The sequence below is a fragment of the Kitasatospora sp. NPDC057198 genome (assembly GCF_042670125.1).
In the GTDB taxonomy this organism is placed as follows: Bacteria; Actinomycetota; Actinomycetes; order Streptomycetales; family Streptomycetaceae; genus Kitasatospora.
The window spans coordinates 32,137-46,112 of record NZ_JBHUWH010000001.1; the positions used below are offsets into that span (position 1 = coordinate 32,137).

Sequence of the window (13,976 nt, forward strand, 5' to 3'; positions counted from 1 at the left end):
CGGTCGGCCGGGCGGGGTGGTGGCCGGGGCGAGTCGCCGGGCGTGGCGGTGCTGCCCGCTAGGCTCGGCCTCCCGGTGTCGGCCCCGGCCGCCGCGCCGTTTCCCAGGGGAGAGGATCCACCGCCATGAGAGTCGCCCGGTCCCGTCGGACGGCGTCCGCCGCCGCGCTGGCCGCCGCCGTTTCGCTGCTGCTGGCGGGCTGCACCTCCGGGCACCCGACCTCCGCCGGCACGCCGTCCGGCTCCCCGGGCAGCTCGACGGACAGCGTGCCGGGCGGTGTGCCGGGCAGCCCGGCCCCGTCCGGGGCGACCCCGCTGGAGCCGCTGCCGACCGAGCAGCCGGCCGCCCTCGCCCCGTACTACGCACAGAAGTTGAGCTGGAAGGCGTGCGACTCCGGGTTCGAGTGCACCACCTTCAAGGTGCCGCTGGACTACGCGCACCCCGGGGACGGGCACGACGTGGAGCTGTCCGCGGTCCGCAAGCCCGCGGGCGACGCGTCGCACCGGATCGGCTCGCTGCTGCTCAACCCGGGCGGTCCGGGCGGGTCGGCGATCGACTACGCGGAACGGGTCGCGGCGCGCTACGACGCGGGCGTCCGGGCCGGCTACGACCTGGTGGGCTTCGACCCGCGCGGGGTCGGGCGCTCGGCGCCGATCACCTGCCTGACCGGTCCGCGGATGGACGCCTACACCGCCACCGACCTGACCCCCGACGACCAGGGCGAGGTCGACGCGGTGGTGGCCGCCGACCGGGAGTTCGCGAACGGCTGCCGGGCCGAGGCGGGCGACCTGCTGGGCCACGTCTCCACGGTGGAGGCGGCCCGCGACATGGACGTGCTGCGGCAGCTGGTCGGCGACCGGAAGCTCAACTACGTCGGCAAGTCGTACGGCACCTTCCTGGGCGCGATGTACGCGGGCCTGTTCCCGGGCAAGGTCGGCAAGGTCGTGCTGGACGGCGCGATGGACCCCGCGCTGGACGCCGCCACCGGCAACATCACCCAGGCCGGCGGCTTCGAGACCGCCTGGACGGCCTTCGCCGAGGACTGCGCCAAGCGGGACGACTGCCCCGTCGGCCACAGCGTGAAGGAGGCCGGGGACAAGCTCACCGCGCTGTTCGCGCAACTCGACGCGAAGCCGCTGCCGACCGAGCAGAACCGCCCGCTGACCGAGCCCCAGGCACTCACCGGCGTCGCCCAGGCGATGTACTCCCAGTCGATGTGGCCCTACCTGCGCGAGGCGCTGACCACCGCCGGGGCGGGCGACGGCAGCGGGCTGCTCAAGCTCGCCGACAGCTACTACGGGCGCGACAGCGACGGCAGCTACGACAACCTGATGTACGCCAACATGGCGGTCAACTGCCTCGACCTGCCCGCCCCGTTCGCCGACCCGGCCGCGGTCACCGCGGCCGTCCCCGCCTTCGAGAAGGCCGCCCCGCACTTCGGCCGCGACATGGCCTGGATGGCGCTCGGCTGCGCCTACTGGCCGGACAGGGCCACCGGCGCCCCGCACACCGTGCGCGCCGCCGGGTCCGACCCGATCGTGGTCGTCGGCACCACCCGCGACCCGGCCACCCCGTACGCCTGGGCGAAGTCGCTGGCCGGGCAGCTGGAGAACGGGCGGCTGCTCACCTACGAGGGCGACGGGCACACCGCCTACCAGCGGCAGAACGCCTGCATCGACAACGCGATCAACGACTACCTGCTCGGCGGGGAGGCCCCCGCGAACGGGAAGACCTGCAAGAACTGACCCGCGGGCCCTTCCGGGGTCCCTCCGGGGTCCCTCCGGGGTCCTCCCGGTGTCCTTCCGGGGCCCTTCCGGGGATCAGGCGGGTGTCAGGAGTGTTCCTGGCCGAAGGGGCTGGCAGCTACCATGGCGCAGCCCCTTCGGCGTTCCCGCCCGCACACCCCACCGGCGTCCCCGCCCGCCCGTTTCCTGGAGACCGCAGTGCTCGGAGTCCACGACCTGGCCACCTACGTCCTCGGCGCACTGGTCATCGTCCTGCTGCCCGGACCCAACTCCCTCTACGTGCTCTCCGTCGCCGCCCGCAAGGGCGTCCGCACCGGCTACCGCGCGGCCTGCGGCGTCTTCCTCGGCGACCTCACCCTGATCAGCCTCACCTCCCTCGGCGCGGCCTCCCTGCTCCGGGCCAACCCGGCGGTCTTCGCGGTGGTCAAGTTCGGCGGCGCCGCCTACCTGCTGTGGATCGGCTACGGCATGCTGCGCGCCGCCCGGCGGATGTGGCGCGAACGGGCCCTGGCCGCGGGCGCCGCCGAGGAGGCCCCCGCCGAGGACGGCGAGCGGCCGTTCCGCCGCGCCCTAGTCATCAGCCTGTTCAACCCCAAGGCGATCCTCTTCCTGCTCTCCTTCTTCACCCAGTTCGTCGACCCCTCCTACGGCGCCCCCGTCCTCTCCTTCGCCCTCCTCGGCGCCGTCCTGCAGACCTTCTCCTTCCTCTACCTCTCCCTGCTGATCTTCACCGGCACCACCCTCGCCAACGCCTTCCGCCGCCGCAAGCGCCTCTCCGCCGGCCTCACCTCCTCCGTCGCCGTCCTCTTCGCCGGCTTCGCCGCCAAGCTCGCCGTCTCCTCCGCCTGACCCCGCCCGTCCCGCCCACCGGCCGCCCGCAGACCGCCGCGTACGGATCACCCCCGGAAACTGTGTAGACTGGCGCGCGTTGCCGATGCGACCCTTGCCCCTGCGGGCCGGGTCACCGGCAGCGGTGCCGCCTTAGCTCAGTTGGCCAGAGCAACGCACTCGTAATGCGTAGGTCATGGGTTCGAATCCCATAGGCGGCTCGGCGTTTGACCTGCAGACTCTTTCGAGAGTGCGCAGGTCATTTTGCTTTCCAGTGGCAGTTCTAGTTGCCATTGCCTGCCTCAACCCCACAGCGCGTCCCCCATCTTCGAGGCCGCATCGGCCGCCAGTGCGGACGCCACGTGGGTGTAGCGGGTCATCATCCGCATCGACGAGTGACCCAGGATCTCCATCACCACTCGCGGGTTCACCCCGCTCTCGATGAGCAGTGTCCCGGCGGTGTGCCGGCCGTCGTGGACCCGGGCGTCACGAAGACCGGCTGCGGTGAGGATGTCCTTCCACTCCTCCCAGTCCGCACGAGGGTCGATCATCTTCCCGTCCGGCTGGGCGAACACCAGGTCGTTCTCCTCCCACAGCTCCCCGGCCGCCATCCGCTCGCGCAGCTGGGCAGCGCGGTGCGCTCGCAGGATCGGCACCAGGGGCGGGGGGATCGGCACGATCCGCTTGTTCTTCCCCTTCGGCTCCCGGAAGACCAGACCACCGCCCGTACGCTCCGGGCACACCTTGGCGTGCGCGGCGCAGCCCTTCGGGCACGGTTTCGGGCACCCGTTCTTCAGCTTCGCGTGCTGCTTGCAGGTGGGCTTGCAGCCCTTCCTGTGGTGCTTCTCGCCGCAGGCGTGCGGGTCTTCGCAGCCGTGCCGCCACGTGAGCCGCTGCAGCTGCCACCACACCTTGATCACGCTCGTGTCGAGGTCGATGTACTGCCAGCGCAGGCCGAGCGCCTCTCCCTGCCGCAGGCCCTCGGCGAGTGCGACGGACCAGCGGGCGCCGTTGCGCCGCTTATCGGCCTCGACCAGGACGGCCCTGGTTTCCTCCCGGCTGAACGGTTCGATCTCTGTCTCGACCGCCGTTGGCGCGTCGATGAGCGTTGCCACGTTCCGGGTGACGATCTCCCGCTGCATTGCCACCCGAAGTGCACGGGAGACGATCCGGTGCGTCTTCAAGACGGTGCCCGATGCCAGGGCGCGCTGCAGCATGCCCAGGTACAGGGCATCGAGGTGCTCGGGCGTGAGCTTGTCCACCCGGTGCTTGCCGATGCCAGGGAAGACGTACAGGCGACACTTCGACCAGTAGTCATCCAGCGTCCGGGGCGCCATCGAGCCGTCGGCGACCTTCCGCGCGCATGCAGTTTCAAGCCACGTGGTGATCCACTGCTCAACCGTCGGCGGCCGGCCTGCCTTGCGGACCTTGCTCGCCGCCCGGAGCTTCTCCAACTCCTTGACCTTGGCCCGCACCGTAGCTTCGTCCGAGCTCATGCGGTGCCGACGGTCCGGGCTGCCGTTCGGCTTCGTGCCGACGGTCACCCAGCCGTGCCACTTCCCGTCGGCCTCGGAGAAGTAGACCGACGACTCACCATTCGCCCGCCGGCCACTCACCCCGCACGCCCCGGTCGACCGGGCGGGAGAAAGCCGCGCTTGCGGGCTGTGTTGATCCATCGCCGTGCTGTGCCCAGTGGGGCACCCGTCTGTTCGGCAATCACCGGACCGGGGGCCCCGCCGCGGGCGGCGTGCCAGCGGTAGACGTCGGCTAGTGCACGCAGGAACTCGTCGGTGATCTGGCCTTGAGGATTCTCCAACGGGGCGGGTTCCGCCTGTTCGCCGACGACCATCGAGATGGTGACTGGGATGCTCTCTGCTTCGAAGAACTCCACGAGGGTATCGAGGCTCGGCTCTGGCCCCACCACACGCTCAGTGAGTACCTCGTGGAAGTCGCGGTTCATCAGGGTCTCGATACGCGCAAAGGGGAAGCGACTCCAGGCGTGGACGCTGATCGGCTTCTCGCTATCCATGAGAGCCAAGTGCGTGTTCAGCCGGTCGGCTTCGTCTCCTTCGGTCACGCGAAGTTGCAGGTAGACGGTCCGTTCTTCTTCTGGGCTGTGGGCGCGAACCCATCCGCCGGGCGCTACGCGCAGGGACCACTGCTGAAGCTCAAGCATTCCCTCAGAGTGCCAGCGAGTAGGCGGTTGCGCAACCACAGTGCATAGCCATGATGGCCTTGCGCGACCGATAGCGAGCCGCTACGGTTTGATGCATAGCCGCGATGGCTATGCATCAAGCCTAGTGGAGCATGCATGTCCCGAATCCTTTACCGGGCAGGCGAGGTTGCCGAGCAGCTGGGCGTCGGCCTGACCACCGCTAAAGCCCTGATCGGCTCCGGCGAACTCCGGAGCATCAAGATCGGCCGCTCGCGCCGCGTCCCCGACGATGCGCTGCGCGAGTTCGTTCGTCGACTGGACGCCGAGCAGAACGGCCAGGCCGCGGCCTGAAACGCGAACGGCCCCCAGCAGGACGGCAATCCCGCTGGAGACCACGAAGCACCCCACCGTCCATCCCTGAACAGCCGAACGGCGGCGCGGGCCCTACACCCGTTGCGCCGCCGTCAAGGAGCTTCCCATGCACCGTACTGCTCGTCCCCGCGTGAGCACCAGCCAGTCCGCCCTGATCGCCCTCGGGGGTGACCATGCCTGGCACGACGCCGACCGGCGCACCACCAGCACCACCATCGAGCAGTGCGCGGCCAACGCCGCCGCCCTCCCCCCGGCCCCCGCCGGGCCGTTCACCGGCCTGCAGCTCGAAGGCGGAGAGTGCGTCAACTGCCGCACCGACAACGGCCCCGACGTCGAGATGCGGGACCACTCGATCACCCTTGACGGCGACGTCCTGCGGGCCTGCTACCCCGCCTGCCCGCCCCCGGCCGAGCTGCTGCCCGCGGGCCTGGCCCGTGCCGAAGCCGCCATCCGGTACGCGCTCACCGACGCCCCGGACCGCCACGCCAGGCGCCGGATCGCCACCCAGCTCGTCATCGCCGTCGTCGAGGAGACCGAACTCGCCGAGTCCAGCCCCGGCCGGAACACATGGCCCGCCGCGCACCGGGCCTCCTCGCCGTTCTACCTCATCGCCTGCGACCTGACCGGCGAGACGATCCGCCGCCACGTCGAGGGCGCGCAGATGGACGGCATCAGCGCCGCCGACGCCGCCAAGGAGATGCGGCGCGGCCTGCTCGCGGCCTGCAACCTCTACACCGCCGAGCACACGGACCCCGAGCTGTTCGGCGAAAGCTGATGACGCCCCGGCCATGGAACTGAGCCCCGTCATCACCGACGCATTCGTCCTCCACCTCGAACACCACCTGTTCGACCGGTGGACCGCCGAGCAGGATGCCGCCGAAGCCGCCGCGTGGGAGCCGGTCCGCCAGCGGCTCGCCGCACTTCGCGGCCAGCCCACGCTCACCGAACTCGCCGAGCGCCAGCGGCTTCCGCCGCCCACGCGCCTCAAGCCCACCCCGGGTTGGCCGCCCATCGCCATCCCAGGTCAGCCCGGCAGGTACCTCACCCTCGACCAAGACAGGCAAGACGCAGCGTGACCGTCACCGACGAAGAAGCCACACGGTGGTTCGCCGGGGAGGACTTCCCCGACGAGCCGCCCGAGGGCGGCCCTCATGAGCCAGAAGCGCCCAGTCTCTTCCGGCCAGGCGGCGCGTTCTTCCACAACGTCCCTGACATCCCAGCGGCCGTCTGGGGCACCGGGAGCGACGTCCTATGGGCCGAAGGCGAGGCCCTACTCATCGCAGCGCCTCAAGGTGTCGGCAAGACCACGCTGGCACACCAGCTGATCAGGGCCCGACTCGGCCTGCAGGAGAGCGTGCTCGGCTACCCCGTCCAGCCCGGCAAGCGAGTTCTCCTGCTGGCCATGGACCGCCCCGCGCAGACCCGGCGTGCCGGAAGCCGGATCTTCGCCAAAGACGATCTCGCCTTCCTGAACGAGCACTTGGTCATCTGGGAAGGACCGCCACCGTACGACATGGCCAAACGCACGGACATCCTCGCGCTCATGTGTGCAAGGGCGGACGCGGACACGGTGGTCATCGACTCGATCAAGGACGGTGCCATCGGCCTCTCGGACGACGCTGTCGGCGCTGGCTACAACAGGGCCCGACAAAGGGCCCTCGCCGAAGGCGTCCAGGTGCTGGAGAACCACCACCTGGTGAAGCGGGGACCAAACGGTGCCGCCCCCAACACCATGGCGGACATCTACGGGTCGACGTGGATCACCTCGGGCACCGGTTCTGTGATCTTGCTGTGGGGCGAGGCTGGTGACCCCGTGGTGACCTTCCGGCACCTCAAGCAGCCGATGGACGAAGTCGGCCCCCTGCGGCTTGTCCACGACCATGCAGCCGGGACAACCACGGTCGCGCAGGTGGCTGACCTGTTCGACCTGATCCGGGCCAACGGGGTCAACGGCCTGACAGCAGCTCAGGCCGCCGAAACCCTCTTCGAGACCAAGAACCCCAGCCCGGCCCAGCGAGAGAAAGCGCGCCGACGGCTGGAGAAGCAGACCGAGGCCGGGTACCTCACCCGGGTGGACGGCACGACGAAGAACACCCCGGCCCGCTACTTCCTCCGTCTCGCCAACCTCGGGAGGTAGCTCACGCAGCTTCACGAACAGGTTCACGCACCGGTTTGACCGTGAAGCCTCACGCACAGCCGTCAAGCTTCACGCCAGAGCCAAAACGGCAGGTCACAGCTTCACGTCCAGGTTCACGACGCTCACACGCCCAGGTTCACGATCTCTCCCCCCTCTATAGAGGGGGAGAGCGTGAGCGACCCCCAGAGAACCCCCGAGTGCCAGCGGATCCAGAGCCCAGCAGCCAGGGCGTTCCACCGCAACTCCCAGCCATCACCGAACTGGCACCTCGTGCGCGCGACCGGTCCCGACGCCCGTCGCGTGTAGGCGCGCGTACATGTACGAAGGACAACCCTCATGCCCGACACCCCCACCGCCCCCACCAACCTGCCGTCCCGTGGCGGCCGGCACTACCCCGGACGCAACGACCTCGACCGCGCGAACGCCAGCCTCCGCCGCGAGATCGCCAAGGTGTTCCGCGACCACGACCCCGCCACATCCGCGAAGGCCGCCGACCTGGTCGCCGAGGTCGTCGCCGCGATCGACGCCGTCACCGCCAAGGCCCGCAAGGCGCAGGAGAACTCTGCCGTTCACCAGGCCGAGATGCGCAAGCTCGAAGCGAACGTCGCCCGCCTGCAGCGTAAGGCCACCCGCCAAGGGCGCCCGATGAACCTGGCTCCGTTCGACGGGCCCCGCGGTGGCGACGCCGCCTGACAGCCTGCTGCAGGCGGACGGCAGCGTCCTCGTCCCGCCTGACGTCGCACGGGAGCTGCTGCGGCCCCTGGTGCTTGGCTTGGCGGCCCGCTGCCGGGCCGACGGCACTGCACTCAGCCCGCGTGCCGTCCGCCTGCTGCACGCCCTTCACAACTCCGCTGAGCACCACCCCAGTTCCGCTGACGGAACTCCCGCACCCGTACCTGCCACGGTGGAACTGACCGCACCCGAGGCCGCGGAACTCCTGGCCTGCAGCCCCGAGTACGTGCGGCGCCTCGCCCGGACCGGCCGGCTCGTTGGCCGCCGCGCCGGCTGGGCCTGGCTCATCAACCGCGACTCCCTCGACACCTACCGCCACGGAGCACACCATGCCCACCCCGCCCACACAGGCTGACCGTCTCGCCGCCCGCCAGCGCGAGATCGAGGCCGACCTCGAAGTCGCCCGCCAGCGCGCCGAAGACCGCGAGGAAGCCCTCGCGGAGTACCGCAAGCAGTGCGAGGAAGGCGCCGCGGCCGTCGGCGCCATCGTCCAGGCACGCCGAGAAGCACGGAGGAACCCGTGAGCACCGAGACGCCCGACCAGATCACTGCCGTCGCCGAGCAGGAAGTCGCCGAGGCCGAGCAGCTGCTCGCGGCCCTCGAAGACCGCGTGCGGGGCGGTGACGAGAGCGTGACCGCCGAGCAGGTCGAGGGGGCCCGCGGTCTGCGTCGCTTCGCCCAACTCCGTCGTGAGGCTGCCCAGTGGAAGGCCGAGGCCGCCCGCAAGGCCGAGGCCAACGCCGAGACGGCGCGGCGCCGTGACGCCTTCCTCGCCTCCGTCGCCGACTGCACCCCGGAGGCCATCCAGGCCGCAGCCAAGCGCGCCGAGGAGGCCCTGTTCGACCTGCTGCAGCTGGCCGACCGGCGCAACCTTGCCATCCAGGCGGCCGTGCCGCAGCTGGCCGCCCACCTGTGCGTCGACTCCGACCTTGCCGTCAGCGGCAGCTACGAACACGGCACGGTCACCGTCGACGGGACCGTGTACGCGCCCATCGGTGGGCAGTCGATCGTCGACCGGGCGATGAATGGCGCCGCTACCCGGCACATGTACGCCGACCAGGGCCGCCGTACGGGCTGATCTGCCGACGATGCGCGCCCGGCTGCCACCACGGCGGCCGGGCGCATTGCTGCTGTTGGCCCCGTCGCGCCCTCCTGGGGAGCGTCGGGGCCCGCGCCTGGCGGGCCGGTACTACATGGCGGGCCCGCTCCCGGCGAGCCTCGGGGTTCCCGGCCGCACCTGGCGGCCGAAGCGTTACGGTGGCGCCCTGCACCAACCGGAGGAGGAAGTACATGGCGGATCCCACGACCTGCCGCGTCTGCGGCGCGCTGGTCGACAACTACGCCCGGCACCGCACCTGGCACGAGGCCCTCGAAGAGCGGCTTCCGGGCCTGGAGGCCACGGCCGAGCGCATCCGCGACGAGAAGCGCGCTTCCCAGAGCAACAAGCTCCACGGTTTCTAGCGGGCTCCACCGGCCTGCTCTCGGTGCGGTTTCCGGGGCAGGCCGGTCTCGCCGGCCAGCTCGCGCACCCGCACGCTACTCATCAACTCAACACCGGTTGCTGCCAGTTTCCGTTCGGCTGGGAATCCGCGAACCGCTGCGGCTCTGGGTATGCCCGCGCCATGCTGTGTCCACCAACCAGCAGAGGAGAGCGGCGAGATGAAGCTGCGGATGCTCGGCACCACCTCCAGCGACGGCAAGTGCCCCACCCTGTACGAGGTAGAGGAGACCGGCGACATCGTGGTCCAGGGCTACCGGCTCACTGACCCCGAGGCGCTCGACCAGCTCAAGGACGTGCTGCCGGGCGAGACCTTCGTCGTTGTCCCACGCGCCCTGCTGACCGACCACGGGCCCAAGGACTGACTATGCCGGAGTTCATCACCGACGAGCAGTTCGACCACTTCTTCGGCGACGGCTTCTCCTGCGAGGCATGGCGGTTGGAGAGCCGCCGCGGGTACGCCTCGGACCGTGAGGACGCCGCTTACCAGCAGTGGGTCCGGGGCGAGGACCCTGCCGTCGACCCGGGGCGGCCGTGGTGCCGGAACATCTCCGCCCAGGTCGCCGTCGGCAAGGCGATCCGGCGGGTGCGGATCGCCGACGAGCCGATCGCCGAAGGGCAGGCGTACCTCCTGGCGACCGGCTGGGCCAACGTCCTGGCCGGCGAGGACATCAGGCACCTGACCCGCGCCGCTGCCGACGAACTTGGTCTTCCCATGCGGGACTTCTGGTTGTTCGACTCCGCAACCGTCCTGGAGCTGCACTTCGACCAGCAGGACAACTACCTCGGCACCGAGCTGATCGAAGACCCGGCCGCGGTCGCGGAGGCATGTCGGATCCGGGACTTGGCGTGGCCGCGCGCAGTCGTCCGCGCCGAGTTCGCCGCCCGAGTACTCTCCGGGGCGTGAGCACCGACTACCAGCGGGCCCGTGAGGCTCTTGGCAAGCGCCTGCACCAACTGCGCGGCGAAGCCGGCCTCACAGGCCGCCAGCTCGCCGCCGCGCTCGGGTGGGCGCACTCGAAGATCAGCAAGCTAGAGAACGGCCAGCAGACCGCCACCGCAGCCGACTTGACCGCTTGGGCGGAGGCCACCGGGCAACCCGGGGCCGCCGCCTCGCTGGTGGCGGACCTGCGGGGCCTGGAGACGAACTACCAGTCGTGGCGCCGGCGGCTAGCGAAGGGCCACCAACCGATTCAGGAAGCGATCCGGAAGGCCGAGCAGGTGGTCGGGCACACCCGCGCCTACGAGCCGCTCACCGTGCCCGGACTGCTGCAGACCCCGGAGTACGCACGCGCGGTGTTCGCCGCGAACGCGGTACTGCACCAGTCGCCGCGCGACACCGACGCTGCGGTCATGGAACGGATGCGCCGCCAGGAAGCCCTGTACCAACCGGGGAAGCGGTTCGAGTTCATCGTCTCCGAAGCCGCGCTGCGCTCACTGATCTGCCCGCGCGAGGCGATGGTCGCCCAGGTCTACCGACTGGCCGGCGCGATCGGCCTGCCGAACGTCTCTCTTGGGATCATCCCGTTCGCAACCCAACTCACCCTCGGGCTCAGGCACTCGTTCTGGATTCAGGACGACCAGTACGTGACCGTCGAAACCATCAGCGCCGAGCAGTATCTCGACAGCCCGACGGACGTCGCCCTGTATCTGCGGGCCTGGGAGATGTACCAGGCAGTGGCCGTGTTCGGAACCGAGGCCCATCGGCTGCTGTCATCCGTGGCCTTGTTGCTGGCTGCGTGAGAAGCGCCGAGAAACCCGCCGAACCGCACGAGAAGCAGCGAGAAACACGCAGGTCGGCCGCGGAACCTCGCGGGTACCTTCCAGGTATCCCGTTCCATTCGTAGCGGAGGTTCCACATGCTTCCCAGCCTCGTGCCCCGGCTATCGTCCGCAACTCCGGTGGCTCCGACCAACTCCGGTGTGACCGTGTCGATCCCGGGCGTCATGGCCGAGCGCACCTGCCCCACCGTGGAGGCCGCCGGCCGAACGCTGTGGGCCACACTTCGGGCACTGCCCCTGGGCTGGGATCAGGCCGAGGCGTACCGGGTGCTGCTGCACGACCCCGGCCTGATGGAGATGCACCTTGCCCGGGGTCCGCAGCGGCTCGCGTTCACGCTCGACGGCCGCACCCGCGAGGTGCATCTCGCAATCACCGTATGACCGCCCGCCAGCAGGTCGAGCCGGAGCCAGAGCCTGAATTGGCGCTTGGGTACTGCCTGCGGTGCGGCAGCTACACCCGCGGTGAGTACGTCGGACAGATCAACAGCTACGCGGAGGCGATCCGCAATCACCCGGGTTGCCAGCTTGATGATCGGCCGGTGCTTCAGCATCGCACTGATCGCTGAGCTGTTCGGCTTCTTGTGCTTTTCGAGCTTTCTCGGCGAGGACCCGCGCCATCGCCGGGGCAAGGATCGGCCTGAGAATCGCGCAGAGTTCAGGCGATGGCGGGGGTGCGGCGTCGGCGATACGGCGGGCAGCCGCCACACCCTCTGGGCCCAGGATGCGTAGACGTTCTTCACGAGTAGCCATGCCCCCTCAACGCGCGTCAGCTACTCAGGGAAGTAACACCTCGACATCATCAAGGCCAACACCTACCCAACTTCGAACCGACGGTAGTAGCGGGATGCAGTCGCTTGACTCACCCCCGTCTTGGCTGCGGCTTGGCGCGTCGAGTCACCACGTCGCCAGCAGCCATGCAAGACGATCAGCGCGGCGGTGGAAAGGCTTCGTTGAGCCTGACTCACCTGACTCACCCTGCCTGACTCACCCAGCTCCGGCCCGCCCTGCGGCGGCATCACCGTGCGCCAGGTGAAGGGCCCGGCCAGCACCCGGGCGATGGCGTCAGCGAGGCCGCCCCTACTGATCGGCGCCGCGGTCATCGGTCGACCTCTGCGGCCTGCAGCTCGGCCAGCTGTCGGGCGATGGCTCGGATACGGACCGCGTGAGCCGCGATCTCGTCGGCGAGCTGGTACAGGGCCGTGTCCGTCCGGAAGCTGAAGTAGTCGTACGCGAGCTTGACCGCCACTGCGGGACCGTGGTCGGTGTCCTGCGTGGCGAACGGGTAGCTGGCGAACAGCAGGTGCGCCAGCTCGGCCGGGCCGCGCTCGGTGTGTACGAGGAGTTCGGTGTTCTCGCTGACGTGGCCGAGGTCGACCAGCTGCTCGCCGTCCTCGTGGCGGCCCGCGCACCAGGACGGGCAGGTGACCGCGACGGGGCCGCGGTCGCTGGTCTGAACGGTGATGGGCCGCTGGTCGGGCAGGGCGGGGGTAGGGTCGTGCGTCATGGGTTGGGCTCCTACGTGAGAGGCGTCCGGTCCTAGGCGCTGTCTGGTGGTGACACACCGGGCGGCGCTGTTCTGTCTGTGCGGAGGACCGGGCGGAGCCCGAGCAGTTGCAGTTGCATTCGTAGTTGCGGTTCGTCCTCGGTCGAGAACGGTCAGGGAGGTCGGAAAAGCCCTCTGACCAGGTGATACGGTCTCTGGTGACCCGTTGCGACCTTTGGCCCGAGAAACTCGTAATGCGTAGGTCATGGGTTCGAATCCCATAGGCGGCTCAGTGAAGGCCCAGGTCGGATAGTCGCTGACCTGGGCCTTTTTGGTGTTCTCCCGGCGGCTGGGTGGGGACCTTGCGGGCCGGCCCGCTTTTCAGGGAGGGGTGGTGCTCCCCGGTGGGGGCCTCTCACTTCTCGGTGAGGAAGTCCTCCCAGGTGCGGGTCCCGTACGCGTTCTGGGGGGCGGTGAGGGCGCCCGCGCGCAGGGTGCGGCCGGTGCGGCCGGGGAGGTGGAGGGGGAGGACCGGGCGGCGGCGGCCGCGGGCGCGCAGCCAGTCGGCGGCGAGTTCGGTGGCGGGGCGGGTCTCGGGGCCGGCGAAGTCGGGGGCGTGGCCGGCGGGTTCGGCGAGGGCGAGTTCGACCAGGCGGGCGGCGACCTCGGCGGGGTGGACGGGCTGGACGGGGGTGCGGGAGGGCATGGGGAGGACGGGGAGCTTGGCGAGGGGGGTGAGCATGCCGTCGAGGAGCTGGGGGAACTGGGTGGCGCGCAGGTTGGTCCAGCCGAGGCCGGACGCGGCGAGGAGTTCCTCCCCCTGGAGCTTGATCCGGTAGTAGCGCATCGGGACCCGGTCGACGCCGACGATGGAGATGTTGACGACGTGCCGGACCCCGGCCCGCCGGGCGGCCTCCAGCAGGTGGCGGAGGGCGGGCAGGTCGTGCTTCGGGTGCCGCGGGTCGCTGGCGCAGTGGATCACGGCGTCGGCGCCGGCCAGTGCCGCGTCCAGGCCGGTGCCGGTGGTGAGGTCGCCGGTGTGCCAGTGGATGCCGTCCCCGGCGGGGAGGGCGGTGCGCCGGGTGAGGGCGTGGACGGGACGGCCGGTGGCGCGGGCGTGGCGCAGCACCTCGCGGCCGAGGACGCCGGTCGCGCCGGTCACCAGCAGGGGGTGGGAGGCGGCGGTGTCCGGGGCGGGGGAGTTCGGGGCCTGGGGGTTCATGGTCGGGTTCCTCTCCGGTGGGT

The 13,976-nt window shown here is 70.3% G+C and carries 20 protein-coding genes and 1 tRNA gene; 17 read left to right on the forward strand and 4 right to left on the reverse strand.

Annotated features, from left to right (window positions below; all coding sequences use genetic code 11):
* Positions 1 to 125: 125 nt before the first annotated feature.
* The 3 genes from ACFUEL_RS00120 to ACFUEL_RS00130 all read left to right on the forward strand — a co-directional run bounded on the left by ACFUEL_RS00120 (position 126) and on the right by ACFUEL_RS00130 (position 2,794).
* Positions 126 to 1,745 (forward strand): alpha/beta hydrolase, encoded by a 1,620-nt coding sequence (locus ACFUEL_RS00120; RefSeq protein WP_380233568.1) that lies wholly within the window; start codon positions 126 to 128, stop codon positions 1,743 to 1,745.
* A 198-nt stretch (positions 1,746 to 1,943) separates the two neighbouring features.
* Positions 1,944 to 2,594, forward strand: a complete 651-nt coding sequence (leuE, locus tag ACFUEL_RS00125; RefSeq protein ID WP_380233569.1) for a leucine efflux protein LeuE — start codon at positions 1,944 to 1,946, stop codon at positions 2,592 to 2,594.
* Between the two features lie 126 nt (positions 2,595 to 2,720).
* Positions 2,721 to 2,794 (forward strand) — tRNA-Thr (locus tag ACFUEL_RS00130).
* An 81-nt stretch (positions 2,795 to 2,875) separates the two neighbouring features.
* Here the strand turns inward: ACFUEL_RS00130 and ACFUEL_RS00135 are convergent.
* Positions 2,876 to 4,117 (reverse strand): tyrosine-type recombinase/integrase, encoded by a 1,242-nt coding sequence (locus tag ACFUEL_RS00135; RefSeq protein ID WP_380233570.1) that lies wholly within the window; start codon positions 4,115 to 4,117, stop codon positions 2,876 to 2,878.
* 68 nt (positions 4,118 to 4,185) lie between these two features.
* Complete coding sequence (locus tag ACFUEL_RS00140; RefSeq protein WP_380233571.1) at positions 4,186 to 4,749, reverse strand: hypothetical protein; 564 nt, start codon at positions 4,747 to 4,749, stop codon at positions 4,186 to 4,188.
* A gap of 135 nt (positions 4,750 to 4,884) precedes the next feature.
* On the opposite strand from ACFUEL_RS00140, the gene ACFUEL_RS00145 reads away from it, so the two are divergent.
* The 14 genes from ACFUEL_RS00145 (at position 4,885) to ACFUEL_RS00210 (ending at position 11,814) form a co-directional block, all read left to right on the forward strand.
* The gene (locus ACFUEL_RS00145; RefSeq protein ID WP_380233572.1) at positions 4,885 to 5,079 is read left to right on the forward strand and encodes a helix-turn-helix domain-containing protein; all 195 of its coding nucleotides are present in this window, start codon (positions 4,885 to 4,887) and stop codon (positions 5,077 to 5,079) included.
* Positions 5,080 to 5,230: 151 nt separating this feature from the next.
* Positions 5,231 to 5,875 carry a hypothetical protein gene (locus ACFUEL_RS00150; protein ID WP_380233573.1) on the forward strand — a complete coding sequence of 215 codons (645 nt, stop codon included), beginning with the start codon at positions 5,231 to 5,233 and terminating at the stop codon, positions 5,873 to 5,875.
* Between the two features lie 13 nt (positions 5,876 to 5,888).
* Entirely contained in the window at positions 5,889 to 6,176 is a 288-nt protein-coding gene (locus ACFUEL_RS00155) for a hypothetical protein (protein ID WP_380233574.1), read from the forward strand.
* The gene (locus ACFUEL_RS00160; RefSeq protein ID WP_380233575.1) at positions 6,173 to 7,237 is read left to right on the forward strand and encodes an AAA family ATPase; all 1,065 of its coding nucleotides are present in this window, start codon (positions 6,173 to 6,175) and stop codon (positions 7,235 to 7,237) included. The genes ACFUEL_RS00155 and ACFUEL_RS00160 overlap by 4 nt, the downstream gene beginning before the upstream one ends.
* 336 nt (positions 7,238 to 7,573) lie before the next feature.
* Positions 7,574 to 7,930, forward strand: coding sequence for a hypothetical protein (locus ACFUEL_RS00165; protein WP_380233576.1), 357 nt, complete (start codon positions 7,574 to 7,576; stop codon positions 7,928 to 7,930).
* Between the two features lie 211 nt (positions 7,931 to 8,141).
* A complete protein-coding gene (locus ACFUEL_RS00170; RefSeq protein ID WP_380233577.1) occupies positions 8,142 to 8,324 on the forward strand; it encodes a helix-turn-helix domain-containing protein in 183 nt (60 codons plus the stop codon).
* Positions 8,299 to 8,493, forward strand: coding sequence for a hypothetical protein (locus ACFUEL_RS00175; protein ID WP_380233578.1), 195 nt, complete (start codon positions 8,299 to 8,301; stop codon positions 8,491 to 8,493). The genes ACFUEL_RS00170 and ACFUEL_RS00175 overlap by 26 nt, the downstream gene beginning before the upstream one ends.
* Complete coding sequence (locus tag ACFUEL_RS00180) at positions 8,490 to 9,047, forward strand: hypothetical protein (RefSeq protein WP_380233579.1); 558 nt, start codon at positions 8,490 to 8,492, stop codon at positions 9,045 to 9,047. Before ACFUEL_RS00175 ends, ACFUEL_RS00180 begins: the two co-directional genes overlap by 4 nt.
* A gap of 212 nt (positions 9,048 to 9,259) precedes the next feature.
* Positions 9,260 to 9,430 carry a hypothetical protein gene (locus ACFUEL_RS00185; RefSeq protein WP_380233580.1) on the forward strand — a complete coding sequence of 57 codons (171 nt, stop codon included), beginning with the start codon at positions 9,260 to 9,262 and terminating at the stop codon, positions 9,428 to 9,430.
* Positions 9,431 to 9,628: 198 nt separating this feature from the next.
* On the forward strand, positions 9,629 to 9,832 hold the full coding sequence (locus ACFUEL_RS00190) for a hypothetical protein (protein WP_380233581.1): 204 nt from the start codon (positions 9,629 to 9,631) through the stop codon (positions 9,830 to 9,832).
* A 2-nt stretch (positions 9,833 to 9,834) separates the two neighbouring features.
* The gene (locus ACFUEL_RS00195; protein WP_380233582.1) at positions 9,835 to 10,374 is read left to right on the forward strand and encodes a DUF6879 family protein; all 540 of its coding nucleotides are present in this window, start codon (positions 9,835 to 9,837) and stop codon (positions 10,372 to 10,374) included.
* A complete protein-coding gene (locus ACFUEL_RS00200; RefSeq protein ID WP_380233583.1) occupies positions 10,371 to 11,210 on the forward strand; it encodes a helix-turn-helix domain-containing protein in 840 nt (279 codons plus the stop codon). Before ACFUEL_RS00195 ends, ACFUEL_RS00200 begins: the two co-directional genes overlap by 4 nt.
* 179 nt (positions 11,211 to 11,389) lie before the next feature.
* A complete protein-coding gene (locus ACFUEL_RS00205; protein ID WP_380233584.1) occupies positions 11,390 to 11,629 on the forward strand; it encodes a hypothetical protein in 240 nt (79 codons plus the stop codon).
* Complete coding sequence (locus tag ACFUEL_RS00210; RefSeq protein ID WP_380233585.1) at positions 11,626 to 11,814, forward strand: hypothetical protein; 189 nt, start codon at positions 11,626 to 11,628, stop codon at positions 11,812 to 11,814. Before ACFUEL_RS00205 ends, ACFUEL_RS00210 begins: the two co-directional genes overlap by 4 nt.
* A gap of 530 nt (positions 11,815 to 12,344) precedes the next feature.
* Here the strand turns inward: ACFUEL_RS00210 and ACFUEL_RS00215 are convergent.
* Both ACFUEL_RS00215 and ACFUEL_RS00220 read right to left on the reverse strand, forming a co-directional pair.
* Positions 12,345 to 12,752 (reverse strand): DUF6907 domain-containing protein, encoded by a 408-nt coding sequence (locus ACFUEL_RS00215; RefSeq protein WP_380233586.1) that lies wholly within the window; start codon positions 12,750 to 12,752, stop codon positions 12,345 to 12,347.
* 394 nt (positions 12,753 to 13,146) lie between these two features.
* Positions 13,147 to 13,953: an SDR family oxidoreductase gene (locus ACFUEL_RS00220; RefSeq protein ID WP_380233587.1), complete on the reverse strand. Its 807-nt coding sequence runs from the start codon at positions 13,951 to 13,953 to the stop codon at positions 13,147 to 13,149.
* Between the last annotated feature and the right edge of the window lie 23 nt (positions 13,954 to 13,976).

Coding starts and splice junctions, on each gene's coding strand:
- ACFUEL_RS00120 (WP_380233568.1), top strand. CDS start 126: ATGAGAGTCGCCCGGTCCCGTCGGACGGCGTCCGCCGCCGCGCTGGCC.
- ACFUEL_RS00140 (WP_380233571.1), bottom strand. CDS start 4,749: ATGCTTGAGCTTCAGCAGTGGTCCCTGCGCGTAGCGCCCGGCGGATGG.
- ACFUEL_RS00145 (WP_380233572.1), top strand. CDS start 4,885: ATGTCCCGAATCCTTTACCGGGCAGGCGAGGTTGCCGAGCAGCTGGGC.
- ACFUEL_RS00155 (WP_380233574.1), top strand. CDS start 5,889: ATGGAACTGAGCCCCGTCATCACCGACGCATTCGTCCTCCACCTCGAA.
- ACFUEL_RS00165 (WP_380233576.1), top strand. CDS start 7,574: ATGCCCGACACCCCCACCGCCCCCACCAACCTGCCGTCCCGTGGCGGC.
- ACFUEL_RS00175 (WP_380233578.1), top strand. CDS start 8,299: ATGCCCACCCCGCCCACACAGGCTGACCGTCTCGCCGCCCGCCAGCGC.
- ACFUEL_RS00185 (WP_380233580.1), top strand. CDS start 9,260: ATGGCGGATCCCACGACCTGCCGCGTCTGCGGCGCGCTGGTCGACAAC.
- ACFUEL_RS00190 (WP_380233581.1), top strand. CDS start 9,629: ATGAAGCTGCGGATGCTCGGCACCACCTCCAGCGACGGCAAGTGCCCC.
- ACFUEL_RS00195 (WP_380233582.1), top strand. CDS start 9,835: ATGCCGGAGTTCATCACCGACGAGCAGTTCGACCACTTCTTCGGCGAC.
- ACFUEL_RS00210 (WP_380233585.1), top strand. CDS start 11,626: ATGACCGCCCGCCAGCAGGTCGAGCCGGAGCCAGAGCCTGAATTGGCG.
- ACFUEL_RS00215 (WP_380233586.1), bottom strand. CDS start 12,752: ATGACGCACGACCCTACCCCCGCCCTGCCCGACCAGCGGCCCATCACC.
- ACFUEL_RS00220 (WP_380233587.1), bottom strand. CDS start 13,953: ATGAACCCCCAGGCCCCGAACTCCCCCGCCCCGGACACCGCCGCCTCC.